Here is a 19,005-nt window from a genome sequence, read left to right as displayed (position 1 = left end):
TTTTAGCTAACTTGCTGATTTACTTTATGCTATAAAGCATAATTTTTATTGCTATGTAGAAATCCGTGTGAAATCTCCTACATTATATAATTCGTGCGGGCGCGTACGTATGCGCGCGTAAGGAAACGTAAGGAAAAAGGAATTGTTCTAACGGAAATGAAGGGATTTCCCGGCACATATTCAGCCTTCAAAAAAACGCAAGTACATTTGATATAAAACGCAAGTGCGTTTTGGATGGAACGCAAGAGCATTTTTTTTACGAACAAAAACAAAATGAAATATTAAACGGAAAAGGGCATAAAAAAAGGAGTTCCGCTGAACTCCAACCTTTGTTAACCTTAAATCTAATACTATGAAAAACACAGTACAAAAATATTTATTTTATCCGGAATGGCAAAATACAAGGCTAAAAAAGAATGCTTTACAACATACATTAACCACCAAGGCAAAATATTCAAAGCAGTTAACAGAATTCATAAAATAAAAAAAAGAGGCCCCTCATCACTGAGAAACCCCTTCAAAATGCAAATTAAAAGAGAGACATATATTATTTATTCAATACTTCTGATTCGATAAAGTCAAAGCACTCAGAATAATATTTTCTATTGTTTTCCACACCTTTAATTCCATGGCCCAAACCTGGGAACTTAACAAAGCGATAAGTCTTACCCAACTCTTTTAATTTATCAGCCATAAACTGAGAACCACCAATATCGACTCTATTATCATGATCACCGTGAATCAATAATAATGGACCTGTTATTTTATCAGCATGTGTTATTGGAGATCGATCTACCAATTTTAAAGAATCCTTCACTGGATCACCGGCCTCAAGAGCAGTCCAGTCTGGAATGTTAGAATGATGATGCTGCCAAATAATATCACAAAAACCTGCTGTTTCTATTCCAAATCCAAATGGGAACTTAGCCTTATATCCATTTACCTCACCAGGGAAAGTCATCAGACGCATTGTTTCATATCCTCCATGACTCATGCCAAATACTCCAACTCTTTGAGATGGAATATTTAGTTTGTCTGCCACATAACGAGAAACGTAAATCATATCCAATGTTTCATTACCTCCCAAATCATGGTCATTCATAGCTGCAAAATCACGACCAAAGCCAGCACTTCCACGAGGAGAAGCGCTCAACACATAAATACCAGCCTGATTAAGTATCTGATACTCGGAAGAATACCGGTTCTCACCTCCATAAAAAGATTCGACCATCAATAAACTTTTATTTTCTGGCAACGGATTTTTGGGTTTGAAAAGATAAGCATGCAAAATACGCTGCTTACCTGTTAAAGAGTCCACATCAAAAGTTGGTATTTCTAATCTTTCAACTGTAGAATGCACTAACTTTTCTTTCAAGTCATCTGGAATATCCATTACTGTTTCCATTTTTATTTGAGAAGGATCCACAACAGCTTTTACAACTTGGAACAGAGTAGTAGTTCCACCCGCCAACATGGTAACCGTATTCCCCGTAACACCTCCAAGTTGTAAATTCAATGATGACTCTTGAGTATAGACAACCTTTTCCGATTGCGGATCAAACAAAATCATATTAGTATGCACGGGATTGCTTTGAAGAGCAAAAACCATCTTTTTATCTTTCAACGAAAGTAAACAGACATTATCCAAATTCATGGTATAATGAGTAAGCTGTTTTACTTCTCCAGTTGATAAAGTAAATGAATATAAGTTATTATACCCATCCTGATCAGAAATAAACAAAGCTTTATCTGATGAAACCCATTCAGGCAACACCATCGTACCAGAAAGACTTCCTTCTTTAGATGGATCAGTCAACACTTTTGATGCCTTTGTCGCCAAATCTATGTACAAGACATTAGTATAAGTACGATCCATGTCTTTTAAAGCCAGCAACATAACCCCCTTACCTTCAGGCTGCCAACTAATATCTCCCCAAGTATATCGAAAATCAACTTCATCAGTCCTCAACAGACTATCCTGCAAAGTTTTCAAATCCAAAATATGCAATTCATCCAACCGATTTTCATTTTGTCCCATTCTGGAAACATAAGCAATTTTAGTTCCATCAGGATTAAAATCCCACGCATATATATAGGGAACATCTGTTAGCTTCTCTACCTGATTAGACCCAGGCACAGTACGATAAATATTTATGATTTCTTCATTATGTTCATCGCCAATCCAATAAACCATACCATCATTTGAGTTATATTGGGCATGCCATCCATTTCTTGTAGCAAAATCTACATCTACCACATCTTTAGCCTCACACAAATCTGCTCCCTTAGCTATGTCCATCCACTGAAGAGTCTGTTTTTCTCCCGTTTTGAAAAACAACAATTTACTTCCATCCTTACTAATTGTAAATATAGAATAAGGAAAATCTTTAAAATAAGGCGCAATATCTATAGAACGGCCTTCAAAATTAAGCACTAAGCTATTATCGGCTTGTTTCGTTCCACACCCCCACAAGCCTAATACTAGACAAACTATTACCGCTATATTTTTCATATACTTCTACTTCCTTAAAAAACCAATCATAATTATCTCCAATATTCATTTTGATCATCTGATGTGGCACTCTTATTATAATCCAGTTCATCAGCAGGAATCGGGAACATCATTCTTGGGCTATTTGCCGGCAGAGTAATCACATCACTCCAATGTTCTTCTCCAACCCTCTCCAAAGGTTTCTGCAAACGTTTAATATCAGACAAAGCAAATCCTTCACCATATAATTCACGCCGACGTTCTTTCCATATTTCATCAGATGTAAACTGAGCAGAAGTAAGTTGTGATTCCCCTCTCTTCACACGCAATGCGTTTAATATCTGCAAACCTTTTACGACATCTGGTTGACTGCCTTTCAACAAACACTCTGCTTCTATTAAATACGCCTCAGCTAAACGACACATTGGATAGTCAGCTATACCCAATGACACCTTAGAGGTAAATTTAGAAGTGATATAACCATCTTTGCTATCCAAATAAAATGGGAACAATTTTCTACAATCATTATTCTCAAATATATCTACAAATGATTTGGCAACTCTTACAGTTCCATAACCTACTAAATAATCTACACCGTTTTTCAATAAATAATCATAGTCAACTTGAGTACCATAACTAGGTGTTCCGTAACCTGAATCTTTATCTTTAGCTGTTGCTACCTGATAAAAAGAAGGTATAGAAGCATAGATATTGGTTGTTTCCGAAGTAAAATTAAATCCCCATAACCACTCCGAGTTGATAGTGTTAAAACCGGATTGATATTCTTCTTTGGTCATTAAATCAGAACCATCAAACGGACTACCTACAGCTTCTGCATACATTCTTGCATTATCATACTCTCCCATATCCAAATAAGTTCTGGCCAACAGCAAAGCTGCAGCACGCTTATTTATAAAATAACTATCTGTTCCCGTAGAATTTTTATATACATAAGTAAAATCATCAATAATACGCTTCATAGATGTAGCCAAATCAGACCTTGGAGCATTATCTCCGCTTGCATCAGCTGGAGTCAAACGCAAAAACAAGCCTTGCCCTGAAGGACCTGCAGAAGTATATGAAGCACAATATAAATGATACAAGTTCAGGAAATTCCACCCTCTAATTCCATAAGCTTGTGCCAACAGGTCGTCACAACCTTCAGGAAGCTTGTCTGCATTAACAATAATCTGATTACATTCATCTATCGCCTTATAAGCCTTTTCCCACATGTAAGGAGAATAAGCGCTCCACCATCCATCAAACTCACGAGGATACTGCTGATAAGCATACGAATACATCAGCCAGTTATAGGTAGAGTAATGGTAATTACCATTTGAAATTTTCAAATCATTTCCCATTACATCAAGTGAAATTTGCCCAATAGTCAAATAATGAAAATGTCCAGTCCAAGAATATGCACCCATCAAAACAGCCTTAACATTTTCTGCACTTTCCAATACACTTTCATCTGTTAAAGAAGTGGATGGTTCTTGGTAAAGCAAATCATCCGAACAAGATGAAAATGAAAATAAAAATAATAGAACATATAAATATTTAGCCTTCATATCAATATCTGTTTAGATTAAATTTTAAAAAGTCAAGTTCGCACCAATAGAGAATGTTCGTGGAGTAGGGAATGAATACGGATAAGTTTTATACCCTTGCACACCATATATATCGATGTCATCATATCCCTTATATCCTTTATCAGCGAACCATGTACACAAATTATCAGCAGATACCCAAAGTTTTGCCCCTGAAATAACTTTTGAAAAGACTCCCAGATTCTTAGGTAAAGTATATGATAAAGTAATTGTTTTCAGCTTAACATTTGTCGCATCATAGAGGAAACGAGAAGACAGACTTGCTGAATTTGTAGCGTTATTAATCGCATATTTAGGAACATTTGTCTGTTGCCCTGGGGTTGTCCACGCTTCCAATGCATCCACATGCATATTTTGAGCAGTTGTTGCTCCGTCGTGCATCATACCAGCATAAATATTATCATAAATTTTACCACCCAAAGAATAATTCAATTGAATCGTCAAATCAAAGTTCTTATAAGAAAAAGTATTTATAAAACCACCATAAGCCAACGGAGTTGATCGTCCTTGTCTCTCATAAGTTGCTTCACTATAAACAGAGGTAGTGGTACGTGTTCCATCGTCATTAACCTTATACCAAAGAGGATTCCCATTATCGGGGTCTACTCCTGCCCAAGTAGGCATATAAAACTCATATTGACTACCTCCAACTGACCATATTTTCTGATAATCTGTCATACGAACATCATTTTCACCATTCAAATCTTTAATTTTATCTTTAATGAATGAAGCATTCAAGTCCATATTCCAAACCAATGGCCCTCTTAATATATTAGCTCCCAAAACAATCTCAAATCCTGTATTGGAAGTCTTTGCAGCATTCATTGTAATTGAACTTAATCCATTTTGCAAAGCCAATGGGACATCATACAACAAACCATCTGACGTTTTATTGAAGAAGTCTACAGACCCATAAAAACGATTCCAGAAACTAAAATCAACCCCCACATTAAACATTCCTTGCTTTTCCCAGCCCAATAAAGCATTTACCAACTGTTCATGTCCAACTCCGATATTGGAACCATATAAATAATCAGCCGAAGTCGTCCATAAGCCTAAAGAAGCATAGCGAGCCAATCCACTTTTATTACCTGAAGTACCATAACTCAATCGGAGTTTCAGATTATCAATCCACTCAATATCTTTTAAAAAATCTTCTTGGTTAATTCGCCAAGACGCTCCTAAACTCCAGAATGTTCCCCATTTAGTATCAGCCCCAAAAATAGAAGAACCATCAGCACGAAGACTTGCAGAAAAGTTATACTTATCCTTATATGCATACTCAGCACGTCCAAAATATGAAATCAACGTTTCTTTAGTTGTATCAGAAGAAGGAGAGAAAGAACCTGAAGCTCCTGCCAACTCCTGCATATCTCCAAGCAAACCTCTACCACCAGCATATAATGTTTCATAGGTACTTTGCCAATACTCCATACCTGCCATTACATTTAAACTATGAACATCTTTAAACACATTTGTATAATTAAATGTATTAGTAGATGTATACATCAAATCTACATGATGATATTTATCCAAACGTCCATTATAGGTTGGACCATTCCCATGTTCTTTATTCCAATAACGGTGTTCATCTGTTGACACATAATCCGGAGAGAAAACAGTTTTAAAGGAGAGCCCTTTAAAGAAAGTTATCTCAGCATAACCAGATGCCAGCAAACGATAAAATTTACTCCGATTGACATCCATTAAAGGTATTGCTAAAGGATTAAAATCACGCGAAACGGGATTGGTAAAATTATATTGTTTATTACCATTTTCATCAAGAACTGGATTACCTTCATTATCTACAATATATACCGGTACCGCATTAGGGAAAGATAAAGCATTGTACAAAGGACTTGCACCTGCAGAGCTCTCTACCGTCGTATTTTGAATAGAATGTGAGAAAGTAACATTTAAACCAGCATTAAACCATCTATTAACTTTGGTATTAATATTAGCTTTAGCTGAATAACGTTTAAAGTCACTCGCCGGAGTTATACCGCCTTGTTTTGTATATCCTATTGAAAAGAAGTAATTTGTTTTATCATTCTTTCCACTTACATTCATATTATAATCTTGTGAGGGAGCTGTACGGAACACTTCTTTCTGCCAATCTGTATCCACAACCAATTTAGCACCATCAACTACATTTCCATTTTCATCTAATGGATTTTCTACATTATAAGGGTTATGCGTTAATGCACCTTGCGCACTCGCATTAGCTTCCTCCATAGTTTCACCTTTAGCACGATACCCCTGATAAATCATTTTATACATATCAGCAGAACTCATCATATCATACGCCTTGCCCAATTTAGACCATGAGAACTGTGCATTAAAATTAACACGAGCTTTTCCTTCTTTTCCACTTTTTGTAGTAATTACAACTACGCCATTAGCCGCACGCGATCCATACAAAGCTGCAGCTGCTGCATCTTTCAAGACCGTAATCGATTCAATATCATTAGGATTAATAGAAGACAAAATATTCGAGCTAGATTCATTTTCTTCCGCAATAGAACTGTATTCAGTAGAAGTTGTAGCAACCCCATCTATCACATAAAGAGGCTCGTTTGAAGCTTTCAATGAACCAGATCCACGAATACGAAATGAAGTTCCAGATCCAGGCTGCCCAGAATTCGACATAACCTGCACACCAGAAACCTGTCCAGCCAAAGATTTATCGAAAGATACAGCAGGAGATTTTATTTTATCCTGATCCACAACTGTAGCAGAACCGGTAAAAGCTGATTTTTTTACTGTTCCGTATGCAACAACCATTACCTCATCCAAAACTTCTGCATCTGATTTCATTACAATCTTAAGTTCACCTTTTTTTATCGCTACTTCCTTGCTTTTCATTCCCACAAATGAAACAATCAAGGTCTTACTGTCAGCTTTCACCCCTGAAATCATAAAGTTACCATCCACATCCGTAATGGTTCCCTGGGTAGTACCCTTTACCAATACTGAAGCCCCGACAATGGGCAATCCATCTTCTTCGGAAGTTACTACACCTTTTACAGTTACTCCTTGCGACCATGCTACACCCGTCCATACAAACAGCAGGGCCAGCATCAATGTTAGTTTTCTTTTCATAAATCCCTCCTTTGATTAAACATAAAAATAAATCTCATTCAGTTGATAATACTTCATAAATACATATTAAAACCTATTAACAACATCGCAAAGATATATATTCCTTCAAATAAACAACAAAATATTACTGAAAAGTAGAATCAAAAAGCAAAAAGATATAACAAAATCGAATATCAATTCATTTTTAATTCATAAAATTAAAGAAATATGAAATATTCAATCAGGAATAAAAGATAAACCGAAAGAAAAACGCATCGATTAATTTAAATAATTCAGAAATAAACATACAAAAAGAACAGACAGAATGATTAACTCAATAAGGATAATACGGAAGGTTTGTCAAATCAGAATTTAACAGAATGAAAATAAAAAAAGCCGCCCCAAAGGGACGGCTTTCAAAAAATATGTCAACAAAAAAATTAGTCGATATAACGTTCGATTGTCTGTGCACGGTCAGGACCTACAGACACAATCTTTATCGGAGTACCCAATTGTTCTTCCAGGAATGTGATATATGCATTGAATTCTTCCGGGAATTCATCTTCGCTTGTCATCTTCGTCATATCTGTTTTCCAACCTGGAAGCTCAGCATATACAGGTTCTACTCCTTCTGTAATATCATACGGGAAATAGTCGATTTCTTCTCCGTTTACTTTGTATGCTACACAAGCCTTGATGGTATCAAATCCATCCAGCACGTCGCTCTTCATCAAAATCAGCTGAGTTACACCATTGACCATAATTGCATAACGCAAAGCAACCAAGTCAACCCAGCCACAACGGCGTTCACGTCCTGTTACAGCTCCATACTCATGACCTAAATCACGAATTGTCTTACCTGTTTCATCAAAAAGTTCTGTAGGGAACGGACCTGAACCTACGCGTGTACAATATGCTTTCATAATACCATACACTTCACCAATCTTGTTAGGACCTAATCCCAATCCGGTGCAGGCACCTGCACAAATGGTGTTAGATGAAGTCACAAAAGGATATGAACCGAAATCTACATCAAGCATAGTTCCCTGAGCACCTTCGCAAAGTACTGACTTGCCTTCGTTCAGCAGACGATTGATTTCATGCTCACTGTCTACCAGAGGGAACTGACGGAGGTATTCGATACCTTCCATCCATTGCTTTTCCAGTTCAGTAATGTCATATTCATAATTAAGGCTCTTCAGAATAGCTTCATGACGAGCTTTGGCAGCAGCATATTTTTCCTCAAAGTTATGCAGAATATCACCTACGCGCAATCCATTACGGCTCACCTTATCGGTATAAGTCGGACCAATACCTTTTCCGGTAGTTCCTACTTTTGAATCTCCCTTGGCTGCTTCGTATGCTGCATCCAGAATACGATGCGTAGGAAGAATCAGATGAGCTTTCTTAGAGATGTGCAAACGTTCTTTCAACGGATGTCCGCTTGCTTCCAACGCTTCAGCTTCTGCCTTGAACAAAGAAGGATCAAGTACCACTCCATTACCAATGATGTTCACCTTATCGCCCTGGAAGATTCCAGAAGGAATAGAACGGAGCACATATTTCTGACCTTCAAACTCAAGAGTATGTCCGGCATTCGGGCCTCCTTGAAAACGAGCAACCACATCGTAACGGGGAGTCAATACATCGACGACTTTACCTTTTCCTTCGTCGCCCCACTGTAAACCTAACAAAACATCTACTTTCATGATTCTTTATGTTTTATATATTCCTTATACTATTTCTTTTTCCGCTTGGCCGCCATACACTTACTGCACAGTCCATAGATATAAAGGGAATAATGCGAAACATAAAATCCCTTCAACTTTGTCTGCGCAATAGCCTGCTTCAGGTTGTCGTCCTCAAATTCCGACACCTTTCCGCAACAGGTACAAATCATGTGATGGTGGGTTTCATTATTATATGATCGTTCATACTGGGAAGTATTGCCAAACTGATGTTTGATGACCAGCCCTGCATCTATAAGGAGAATGATGGTATTGTACAAAGTAGCCCGGCTCACCCGGAACTTTTCCTTCTCCGCCATATAGCTGTACAACTCGTCTACATCAAAATGCCCCTTGATGGAATAGATAGTATCAAGTATAGCATACCGTTCAGGCGTCTTTCGATGTCCGTTCTTCTGCAAATACTCTGTAAGGATTTGTTTGACTGTATCTTTTATATTCTCTTCCATCCCAATAATCGTTCAGCGGTCAAAGTTATATTTTTTTGAGTAATTTAGAAAGATTACAAGCCATATTCTATCTCATTTTTTATTTCTTCTGCCACCATTTTGATTTCCGGCTTAGAAGATTTCAACAAATTCCCTAACATACGAAGTACGGTACGAGAATTTGTCTTTGATTGCAAGGCGAATTTACACACTGCTCTGGCTGCTACTTTACGCATTTCTGTTCCTCCTTCCAATACGGTAAAGGCCTGATCCAAGAACTCCGCTTCTGCTCTTTCATTCAGTGTCCATCCCTTCATCAACAAACGAGTCATCAACAGATACCCGCACAGCTGGAAATATTCCCGTTCATCGGCTATCCATGGAAAGACCACTTCTGAAGCGTATGGCAAGCGCTGGAACAGATTCATAACCGTATATTCCGCCAGTTCCGGATAGCGCATGTCTTCTATCCATATTTCTGCGATTTCCCGACAGAATCCATCTACGGGCTGGAGCAATCCGGCCATAATCTTACATTCGCGGATGTTTTCTTTCCATAGAGCCTGTGCCAGCTCATGACTACACGGATAATCTGCCGCAATTTCTTTAATGCGGGGATATTCAATACCAAAGTTCAGTTTATAGTCAATACCTTTTTCACGCATACTTTGGGAAACCATTCCATTCATAAACAAGCGGAATTTCGACTTTATTTCCCTGATTGTATCTTGTATTTCTGCCATAATCAAATAGTCAAATTAGAATAATCACGACCATAACGAAGCATCTGTTCGGTATAGCCTTCTGTATAATCAAGTTTTACATCCATAATACGCCCCTCGGCATCATATTGAGGTAAATATACCGGATTGACAAATCCTTTATAAGGTGCGAGATGCAGTGAACGGTAACGGTTCAGGATTTCCTCATGAAGCGTTGCATCCAGTTTCACGGCATATTTTTCTACAAGAGCACGGGCAGCTTCATAATCTCCCTCACTCTTTATACGCTGAATCTCACTCAACAATGCGGCAAAAAGTCTACGAAGCTGGAGATAGTCGTTGATTTTCACATAAGTCTTCCCTTCTTTCTTCACCAGTTCTACCACATTCTTTGATTTACCGTTCTCCAAAGCCCAGCGAGCAATCAACTGACGGTTACGCATGTGAGCTTCTTCCAAATCACAGCCCGGTTCGATGCGTACCATCTGCGTAAGAAGTCCGTTCATCATGTAAGCATAATATTCAGCCTTGTATGCTTCTTTATCGGGAGTCAATCCCAGTTCCACCAGTTTTTCATCAGGCAAATAATACAAGCCAAACAAATCTGCACGTGCTTCTTCAATCGTAGAGCCATACGCTTTCAACGCATCCGGATCAACTCCGGGAAGTAATTTTCCTGAGCCATGTCCTACACATTCATGCAAGTCTGTATGGAGGTCACCTGTAATGTCGGCATATTTTTCCAGCAAGTCTTTTTCTTCCTGACTGTACACAAATTCTTCACGGAAGCCATTGCCTTTAGCCGCCTTGTTATAAGCGTCTGTCAGATTTCCGATAGTCACCGATTTTGACCCATGCAGACTACGAATCCAGTTTGAATTAGGCAAATTAATTCCTATCGCCGAACTTGGATATAAATCACCACCCAGCATAGCCGCTGTAATCACTTTAGCAGAAACTCCTCGCACCACCTCTTTCTTGAAGGAAGGAGACACCGGAGAGTGGTCTTCAAACCATTGTGCATGCTGGCTAATAATTTCCGTACGGTGAGTAGCTTCTTCATCCTTAAAGTTTACAATTGATTCCCAACTTGCCTTCATGCCTAACGGATCACCATAGCTTTCAATAAAGCCATTAACAAAATCTACTTTTGAGTCTGTATCCTTTAACCAGGCAATAGAGTAAGTATCAAATGTCTTCAAATCGCCCGTACGATAGAAGTCTATCAACAGACGGATGACTTCACGCTGTGCCTCATTTTCAGCCACTGTTTCCGCTTTTTCCAACCAGAAAATAATTTTTTGAATTGCCTCTCCATACATGCCGTCCAATTTCCAGACTTCTTCTTGCAGAACTCCATCTTTCTTTACCAATCGGCTATTCATTCCATACATTACCGGGTGAGGATCAGCTGCTACTTTTTGCATGGCATAAAACTTCTCAGCCTCATCCTGAGTTACTCCTTCATAATAATTGGCAGCAGATGTCATAACCAAATCTTCCCCATCGGCCTGATTTACCCGCTTGGGCATCACTTTAGGGTCAAACATGACAGGGAACAATTTGTCACACATCGCCTGAACTGACTCACCATCCTTCAGAGGAAGAGAAGCGACATCTACCTGCTCTATGCACTCACGCAAAAATTCCGGTGAGAAAGCTGGCACAAACTTATCACACGCATAATGGTGATATATGCCACTGGAGAACCAAACGCGTTTCAGATAAACCTCCAGTCCCTGAAATTCCGGATTATTACGGTCGCCCGAATAAGACACATAAACCGCCTCCAGCAGTTTTCGAATCTGTAGATTATACTTTCCGTTCTGGTCAAAAAGAATATCTCTTCCTTCCAAAGCGGCCTCTGAGAGGTAATAAATCAATTCTTTCTGCCACAAAGACAAGTTTTCAAAACCTGCCACACGATAACGCAACAGCTGCAAATCGGCAAACTGTTCTACTATATAATTAAAATTTTCTGACATACTCATTTCAGCTCATTTTAGGCGTTATTACAACATAATTATACAAAAATCGTAGAAGTTTTTCGATTTCACAACAATAGTTCCGAAAACTTTATCAAAAACCTTTACATCCGCACAAAAACACGATAAAACGGTAACTCTTTATTTTTTTATATATCTTTGTGAGCAAAATTAAAAAACATGAGAGAACAAATGCTGAAAACACTCAAATCTTATTTTGGGTACACTTCTTTCCGTCCGCTTCAAGAAAAAATCATTTCTGCAATTCTTCAAAAGAAAGACGCATTGGTGCTCATGCCGACCGGAGGAGGAAAATCCATGTGTTATCAGCTACCAGCTCTGCTGATGGAAGGGACGACCGTTGTGGTTTCTCCATTGATTTCTCTCATGAAAGACCAGGTGGAGTCTCTACAGGCCAATGGTATCGTAGCCCGCGCTTTAAATAGCACGAACGATGATGCTACCAACGCCCAGCTCCATTTTGAATGTGTGCAAGGAAGAGTAAAACTTCTTTATATATCTCCCGAAAGACTGATGTCGGAAATAAACTACCTGTTACGCGACATCCACATTTCTCTATTTGCCATTGACGAGGCTCACTGTATTTCTCATTGGGGACACGACTTTCGTCCTGAATATACACAGCTGAAAGCCATACGGCAACATTTTCCCAATGTACCTGTAGTAGCTTTGACTGCCACTGCCGATAAAATAACCCGTGAAGACATCATACGGCAATTGGACATGCGCAACCCGGAAGTATTCATTTCTTCTTTCGACCGTCCAAACCTGAGTCTGGAAGTGAAAAGAGGGTATCAGCAAAAGGAAAAAATCAGGGCCATTGTCAAATTCCTGCGCAGACACCGTAATGAAAGCGGCATCATCTACTGTATGAGCCGCAACGGTACGGAGAAAGTAGCCCAGCTATTGGAAAATGAAGGGTTCGATGTAGGTGTTTACCATGCCGGTATGTCAAATGAGCAACGGGAAATGACGCAGGATGATTTCATCAATGACCGGGTACAGATTATCTGCGCAACCATTGCATTCGGTATGGGAATTGATAAGTCTAATGTCAGGTGGGTAATCCATTACAACCTGCCCAAAAGTATTGAGAACTTTTACCAGGAAATCGGACGTGCCGGCCGTGACGGACTTCCCAGTGAAACGTTACTTTTTTACTCTTTTGGCGATATTGTCCTGCTGTCGAAATTTGCCGCTGAAAGTAATCAGCAGGGAATCAACCTGGAAAAGCTAAACCGCATGCAGCAATATGCAGAATCGGACATTTGCCGCCGAAGAATTCTTTTGAATTATTTCGGAGAAACCATGAATCATGACTGCGGAAACTGTGACGTATGTAAAAATCCTCCTGAACGCTTCGATGGTACCATCATCGTACAAAAGGCCTTAAGTGCCATCGCCCGCGCCAACGAACAAATCGGTACCCGCACCCTGATTGATATTCTGAAAGGATATGCCAGCCAGGAGGTGATTGAAAAAGGGTACGACAAACTCAAGACATACGGTGCCGGAAGAGATGTTCCCGGAAAAGACTGGCAGGACTACTTGCTCCAGATGCTAAACTTAGGTTATTTTGAGATAGCCTACAACGAAAATAATCACCTGAAAATTACGGAAGCCGGAAAAAAAGTTTTATTCGGCAAGGAACGTGCACAGCTGATAGTCATTAAAAGAGAAGAAAGTTACGGAAAGAAAGGCTCTGCCAAAGAAAGCAAAACAGCCTCTCCTGCCCCCTTATTCACTCCGACCGTATTTGAAAATGAAGATGAGGGCTTGTTTGAAGCACTTCGCCAACTACGCAAAAAGCTGGCCGATCAGCTGGCTATCCCTGCCTATATTGTGCTGTCCGATAAAACCTTGCACTTGCTTGCCCTGAAAAAGCCCGGTGATATGGAGGCATTTGGTGAAATCAGTGGAATCGGCGAATTCAAGAAAGAAAAATACGGGAAGGATTTCCTGGCTGTCATCAACGAATACCTAGGTAGAAACTAATGAGACAAACGGCTTCCGGTCCATACCGGACGGGCAAACGACTGCCCGGAAAATGCAGCACGTGTATAACTTGCTACAGGCAACATTTCCGGAAGATGCGCTTTGTCAAATGTCACAAAGTCCTCATACAGTACCTGCTCTGTATCCATGCCTATTTTCATCACCTTTTCATAAAGCGACTTACGGGAAGGTGCATTAAAAGCACAGGTATTCGAGTTCATCATACTATCTTCTGAAGGACGATAAGCCCCTTTCGGATAAGTGCAAGCTCCTTCATACACCCCTAAATGTTCGTTCTGGTAACGAGAATCTGTCAAAAAGGAAGCCCATAGTACGGTATCTTTCGATGCGGTAAAATCTACATTCTGTAACCATCCGTTAGCCTGCATTGTACGTATCCGCTGTATTTCCAATGTAGAAATGCTTCCTTTGTCCGAATATACATACTCGTCTTCCAGCTTACCTAAGCCATGTCCAATCGCCTCATGTACTAACACCTGACGAAAATGTTCGCTATCAAGGTTATCAATCACCGGACAATAAGCTATAGCAAATTCCACCAATTTATTATTCTTACCCTGATACCCCCAATAAGTAGTTCCTGCGTATGCTGACGTGTTCAGTATCACTACAGCCAGACTGTTTTCTTTTTTCTTTTCTTTATCCAGTACTTTACCCACATAAATTTGTACAGATGTATCATCTCCTATAATTGTCGTACTGTTTCCACCTGCCAGCTTACAACTGAATGCCGTTTTATACCCCATACCAAAATCATTATTTTCGGAAACGGCATTAATCATAAATACATCAAAATATTCTCGCAAAGACTTCACAGGTTCTTCAGTAAACAGGTTTTCCATAGCCTTTTCCATTACACGCCGGTAGGTTCCATCGGCCAACTCCTGGTCTACAAAGCCATCTCCCATCAATACGATGGGAATCCCCTCTCCTTTTACATGCTGTTGCAATGTATCAATCTTACCATCTTCCGAGAAATCAACCGACTCCAGCACCTGGCCCCCCTGCTGAGATATTTTCACCGTCGCCAACTCTTTTTGCGACCCATCTTCTTCCTTTACAAAGAGTAAATAAGCCGAACGCGACATTCCGCCTTTATTCGAAGTTGCATGCAATGATACTTCATGCGTTTCTGAGGCTGCAGAACGGGAAGTCGTTTCCTGTCTCAACCAACTTCCAGGCTCGGAGGAAGTATACACTTTTAGTTTTTCTACATCTACATTTGTTTCAAAATAAATAGTAAACACTCCTCCTTCCACTCCTATGAGGTATTCCTCTTTCTCCGGAAGCACATAATCTCCCACCTCCTGAAAAACTGAAATTTCACAAGCCTCATCGCCAGATGTCAGTTTTACCTTTGCCTCCCGCACTTGATTTGAATTGTTTTCAAAAACGGCAGTCACTTTCACTTGGCTCTCACCAGCATCACCCGACAAAGGAGATAGGCTTAACCATGTTGCATCGGTGGTGACATTCCATGTACCCAAACTGGTAAATGAAATGAATGCCTCATCCCCGACAACTGATTGTAAAGTCACACTTTCCGTCACATTCTCAAATGCAACAGATTCCATTTCTTTGTGACAAGAAGTCAATAACATCAGAAAAGCCAAACACAGATTGAATAATGTCGTTTTCATACAGCACGATGAGAGCATTCAAAAGTTCATAATTGTTTACCGGAAGAAGTTCATAGAAACAAAAACAGGATTACAAAGAGAATTCTATCCTGCATACTGACAGTGTTCTCTTTGTAATCCTGTCTGAAGAAAGCAAGCGTCCGTTACTTATCCAAGGAATGAAATAAGTACACCGGCAGCAACTGCTGATCCGATTACACCCGAAATATTACTTGCCATACAATATTGCAACACGTGGTTCTTCGGGTCATATTTCAACGCAATTTCATTGGCTACACGGCTGGCCATCGGCACAGCACTAAGACCGGTTGCTCCAATCAACGGATTAATTTTCTTCTTCGTAAACAAATTGAATATCTTCACGAAGAAAATACCACCTGAGATTGAAAGTGCAAAAGCCAAGAAACCGCCAATCACGATACCGATAGTCGTCCAGTTCAGGAATGCATCGGTAGTCATTGTAGCTCCTACTGAAATACCCAGGAAAATAGTAGCCGCATTCATAATGCTGTTAGATGCTGCATCGAACAAGCGAGAAGTATTGCTACCAATTTCCTTCACCAAATTACCGAACATCAGCATACCGATCAAAGGCACTGCACTCGGCACGAACAAGGCCACGATGGTAGTACATGCAATCGGGAAAATAATTTTCAGAACGCGCAGATTCTTGATTTCCGTTTTTGAAGGATATTTCTTTTCCTGTTCCTTCATGTTGATGGACAATTCTTTCTTTGTACACCACAAACGTACTACCAACGGCACGATAACCGGTACCAAGGCCATATAAGAATAGGCTGCAATGGCAATCGGACCTAACAAATGCGGAGCCAGCTTAATGGTTGTAAAGATGGCTGTCGGACCGTCAGCACCTCCGATGATACCCAAAGAAGCAGCTTCCTTGGGAGTAAAGCCCATCAAAATAGATACCAGCAATACGGCAAAGATACCCAACTGAGCAGCCGCACCGAAAATAGAAAGACGAAGATTACGAAGCATCGGACCAAAATCGGTCAGTGCACCTACTCCCATGAATATAATCGGCGGAAGGAATCCCGTCTTAATCAACATATAGTAAATGAAGTTCATCAATCCCAGTTCATGTGCAATTTCATGAAGCGGCATTTCCCAGATGTTCTTCATCACACCGTTCATCATGACCATTCCGTTTTCATCGGCCTGCACTACTCCCATATCACCGCCCGGGAAGTTGGCCAGCAACACCCCGAAAGCGATGGGTACCAGCAGCAACGGTTCGTACTGCTTCTTGATACCCAGATAGAGCAAGACGAAAGCAATGGCATACATGATGAGAAACCGCGGGTCAGCAGCAATGTTGCTGAAAGCGGTCATATCATATAATCTTTCTAATATCTCTTCCATTACAAAATCTTCATTAATACATCATCTTCTGATACGGAGTCACCGGAATTTGCACAGATAGCAGTGATGGTTCCACTAAACTCAGCACGGATGGCATTGTAAGTCTTCATGGCCTCTACATAGCAAATTACATCTCCCTTGTTCACCTTGTCACCCACTTTCACCGGAGTTTCCTGCGCACTCTTCGTCAGGAAGAATTTACCTTCCAGCGGAGAAAGCACTTCTTTTCCTTCACCAGCCGGAGCTTGGGCAGCCGGAGCAGCTGCAGCAGGCTGATTCTGTGCAGAAAGTTTAGACGGATTGACATCGCCAAAGGCTACTGTTACACGATAAGCCTGACCGTTTACGTCTACTGTCAAGACTTTAGTCTGGTCATTGGCCATGTGTACCTCTTCCTTAGCTTCACGACGTTTCTTCACATCTTCCAGGAAGTCAGCTTTTGCCTTTCCGCTCTTATAGGCTTCATACTGAGCTGGGTGCATGGCATATTCAAAGAGTTCTTCATCATCCTGTCCAGTTTCCCATTTCTTTTCCCACATCATCTGACGGTATTTTTCCAGCTGATCAGGATAGTTGTCCTGTGGGTTGCCTGTGAAGAACTTACGGCCTTCACGTTCAGCTTTTTCCACAATTTCAGGAGCCAGTTTGCCAGGCAATTGTCCGGCTTTTCCTAAAATCATGTCCCAAATATCGTCGGCAATCATACCCCAGCGTTCCTTGCCTTTTTCAAGCTGGATGACATTCATCATGGCCAGGTTCTTCACATACTGGCTGAACGGAGTTACCAGGCACGGATAACCCACACGCGGCCATACGTATGCTACCTCATCAAACAGTTTAATCAGCAGTTCATCCTGAGTCATGAACGGCAAGTTACGTTTTGCCTTATACTTATTGATAGATTCCAGGTTGGTATCCAAATCGGCCATCAAGCTACCCATCATACCACCCGGAAGTCCCGGTCCAATCAGCAAAGAATTCATCAGACGGTTCTTCGGACTGATATACAATCCCAGGAAATCATCCATAAATTCCTGAATCAGAGAACGCACCTTCATATAGGCCTGCATATTGATTTCAGGCACCTTGAATCCGGCATCTTTCAGCATGGCCTGCACACTGATTACGTCTGCATGTCCGGTACCCCATGACAACGGGTCCATACCTACATCCACATAATCACATCCGGCCTTGCACACTTCCAGAATAGAAGCCATGTTGAAGCCCGGACCTGCATGAGAGTGATACTGAATCGTAATATCCTTGATTTTCTTGATACCTGCCACCAGCTTACCTAAGAATACCGGACGACCAATACCTGCCATATCCTTGATACAGATTTCATCGCATCCTGCATCAATCAGTTTCTTGGCCATATCCAAATAATATTCCACGGTATGAATCGGAGAATAAGTGATGCAGAGACAGCACTGAGAAATCATGCCGGCATCATGTGCATAACCGATGGAAGGAATAATATTTCGCACATCGTTCAATCCGCAGAATGTACGGGTAATATCTGTACCCTGAGCCTTCTTTACTTTATAGAATAATTTACGTACGTCGGCCGGTACCGGACTCATTCGCAAACCGTTCAGCGCACGGTCGAGCATGTGTGTCTGAATTCCTGCTTCATGAAAAGGCTTCGTCCACTCGCGGACAGCCTTGTTCGGATTTTCACCAAACAACAGGTTAACTTGTTCAAAACCTCCCCCGTTTGTTTCTACACGGGCAAAACACCCCATTTCGATAATGGCTGGGGCTACCTTCACCAACTGGTCTACTCGTGGTACGTATTTCCCGGCACTCTGCCACATATCACGAAAAACCAAACTAAATTTGACTTCTTTCTGTTCCATGACTAATACATGCGTGTTTTTCTA

General features: G+C 40.5%; 12 protein-coding genes. 2 read left to right on the top strand and 10 right to left on the bottom strand.

Translation table 11 applies throughout. From position 1 onward, the window contains the following. Nucleotides 1-352: 352 nt before the first annotated feature. Nucleotides 353-484, top strand: a complete 132-nt coding sequence (locus tag DXD04_RS16865; RefSeq protein WP_259299526.1) for a hypothetical protein — start codon at nucleotides 353-355, stop codon at nucleotides 482-484. A gap of 63 nt (nucleotides 485-547) precedes the next feature. On the opposite strand, the gene DXD04_RS06290 is transcribed toward DXD04_RS16865, so the two are convergent. The 7 genes from DXD04_RS06290 to DXD04_RS06260 all read right to left on the bottom strand — a co-directional run bounded on the left by DXD04_RS06290 (nucleotide 548) and on the right by DXD04_RS06260 (nucleotide 12,068). Further along, nucleotides 548-2,512, bottom strand: a complete 1,965-nt coding sequence (locus DXD04_RS06290; RefSeq protein ID WP_117671827.1) for an alpha/beta hydrolase family protein — start codon at nucleotides 2,510-2,512, stop codon at nucleotides 548-550. A gap of 32 nt (nucleotides 2,513-2,544) precedes the next feature. Then, on the bottom strand, nucleotides 2,545-4,059 hold the full coding sequence (locus DXD04_RS06285; RefSeq protein ID WP_117671825.1) for a RagB/SusD family nutrient uptake outer membrane protein: 1,515 nt from the start codon (nucleotides 4,057-4,059) through the stop codon (nucleotides 2,545-2,547). A gap of 24 nt (nucleotides 4,060-4,083) precedes the next feature. Then, on the bottom strand, nucleotides 4,084-7,200 hold the full coding sequence (locus tag DXD04_RS06280) for a SusC/RagA family TonB-linked outer membrane protein (RefSeq protein ID WP_259299525.1): 3,117 nt from the start codon (nucleotides 7,198-7,200) through the stop codon (nucleotides 4,084-4,086). 419 nt (nucleotides 7,201-7,619) lie between these two features. Beyond that, nucleotides 7,620-8,888, bottom strand: coding sequence for an adenylosuccinate synthase (locus DXD04_RS06275; protein ID WP_022054192.1), 1,269 nt, complete (start codon nucleotides 8,886-8,888; stop codon nucleotides 7,620-7,622). Between the two features lie 29 nt (nucleotides 8,889-8,917). Further along, nucleotides 8,918-9,376: a Fur family transcriptional regulator gene (locus DXD04_RS06270; RefSeq protein WP_117671821.1), complete on the bottom strand. Its 459-nt coding sequence runs from the start codon at nucleotides 9,374-9,376 to the stop codon at nucleotides 8,918-8,920. A 53-nt stretch (nucleotides 9,377-9,429) separates the two neighbouring features. After that, complete coding sequence (locus DXD04_RS06265; RefSeq protein ID WP_117671819.1) at nucleotides 9,430-10,098, bottom strand: DNA alkylation repair protein; 669 nt, start codon at nucleotides 10,096-10,098, stop codon at nucleotides 9,430-9,432. 2 nt (nucleotides 10,099-10,100) lie between these two features. Further along, on the bottom strand, nucleotides 10,101-12,068 hold the full coding sequence (locus DXD04_RS06260) for a dipeptidyl-peptidase 3 family protein (protein WP_117671817.1): 1,968 nt from the start codon (nucleotides 12,066-12,068) through the stop codon (nucleotides 10,101-10,103). Between the two features lie 186 nt (nucleotides 12,069-12,254). Here DXD04_RS06260 and recQ point away from each other — a divergent pair, with 186 nt between their 5' ends. Next, nucleotides 12,255-14,078: a DNA helicase RecQ gene (recQ, locus tag DXD04_RS06255; RefSeq protein ID WP_117671816.1), complete on the top strand. Its 1,824-nt coding sequence runs from the start codon at nucleotides 12,255-12,257 to the stop codon at nucleotides 14,076-14,078. Here the strand turns inward: recQ and DXD04_RS06250 are convergent. The 3 genes from DXD04_RS06250 to DXD04_RS06240 all read right to left on the bottom strand — a co-directional run bounded on the left by DXD04_RS06250 (nucleotide 14,075) and on the right by DXD04_RS06240 (nucleotide 18,981). After that, nucleotides 14,075-15,739 (bottom strand): M64 family metallopeptidase, encoded by a 1,665-nt coding sequence (locus DXD04_RS06250; RefSeq protein ID WP_181977158.1) that lies wholly within the window; start codon nucleotides 15,737-15,739, stop codon nucleotides 14,075-14,077. The two genes, recQ and DXD04_RS06250, sit on opposite strands and share 4 nt — an antisense overlap. A 147-nt stretch (nucleotides 15,740-15,886) precedes the next feature. After that, complete coding sequence (locus tag DXD04_RS06245; protein WP_117671812.1) at nucleotides 15,887-17,122, bottom strand: sodium ion-translocating decarboxylase subunit beta; 1,236 nt, start codon at nucleotides 17,120-17,122, stop codon at nucleotides 15,887-15,889. Beyond that, nucleotides 17,122-18,981 (bottom strand): biotin/lipoyl-containing protein, encoded by a 1,860-nt coding sequence (locus DXD04_RS06240; RefSeq protein ID WP_022054185.1) that lies wholly within the window; start codon nucleotides 18,979-18,981, stop codon nucleotides 17,122-17,124. The genes DXD04_RS06245 and DXD04_RS06240 overlap by 1 nt, the downstream gene beginning before the upstream one ends. Between the last annotated feature and the right edge of the window lie 24 nt (nucleotides 18,982-19,005).

It is taken from the genome of Phocaeicola plebeius (genome assembly GCF_003437535.1).
In the GTDB taxonomy this organism is placed as follows: domain Bacteria; phylum Bacteroidota; class Bacteroidia; order Bacteroidales; family Bacteroidaceae; genus Phocaeicola; species Phocaeicola plebeius_A.
This window is presented reverse-complemented; position numbering and strand designations above follow the sequence as displayed.

What these genes read in the sequence shown, in the direction of transcription:
- DXD04_RS16865 (WP_259299526.1), top strand. Translation starts at nt 353, where the DNA reads ATGAAAAACACAGTACAAAAATATTTATTTTATCCGGAATGGCAAAAT.
- DXD04_RS06290 (WP_117671827.1), bottom strand. Translation starts at nt 2,512, where the DNA reads ATGAAAAATATAGCGGTAATAGTTTGTCTAGTATTAGGCTTGTGGGGG.
- DXD04_RS06285 (WP_117671825.1), bottom strand. Translation starts at nt 4,059, where the DNA reads ATGAAGGCTAAATATTTATATGTTCTATTATTTTTATTTTCATTTTCA.
- DXD04_RS06280 (WP_259299525.1), bottom strand. Translation starts at nt 7,200, where the DNA reads ATGAAAAGAAAACTAACATTGATGCTGGCCCTGCTGTTTGTATGGACG.
- DXD04_RS06275 (WP_022054192.1), bottom strand. Translation starts at nt 8,888, where the DNA reads ATGAAAGTAGATGTTTTGTTAGGTTTACAGTGGGGCGACGAAGGAAAA.
- DXD04_RS06270 (WP_117671821.1), bottom strand. Translation starts at nt 9,376, where the DNA reads ATGGAAGAGAATATAAAAGATACAGTCAAACAAATCCTTACAGAGTAT.
- DXD04_RS06265 (WP_117671819.1), bottom strand. Translation starts at nt 10,098, where the DNA reads ATGGCAGAAATACAAGATACAATCAGGGAAATAAAGTCGAAATTCCGC.
- DXD04_RS06260 (WP_117671817.1), bottom strand. Translation starts at nt 12,068, where the DNA reads ATGAGTATGTCAGAAAATTTTAATTATATAGTAGAACAGTTTGCCGAT.
- recQ (WP_117671816.1), top strand. Translation starts at nt 12,255, where the DNA reads ATGCTGAAAACACTCAAATCTTATTTTGGGTACACTTCTTTCCGTCCG.
- DXD04_RS06250 (WP_181977158.1), bottom strand. Translation starts at nt 15,739, where the DNA reads ATGAAAACGACATTATTCAATCTGTGTTTGGCTTTTCTGATGTTATTG.
- DXD04_RS06245 (WP_117671812.1), bottom strand. Translation starts at nt 17,122, where the DNA reads ATGGAAGAGATATTAGAAAGATTATATGATATGACCGCTTTCAGCAAC.
- DXD04_RS06240 (WP_022054185.1), bottom strand. Translation starts at nt 18,981, where the DNA reads ATGGAACAGAAAGAAGTCAAATTTAGTTTGGTTTTTCGTGATATGTGG.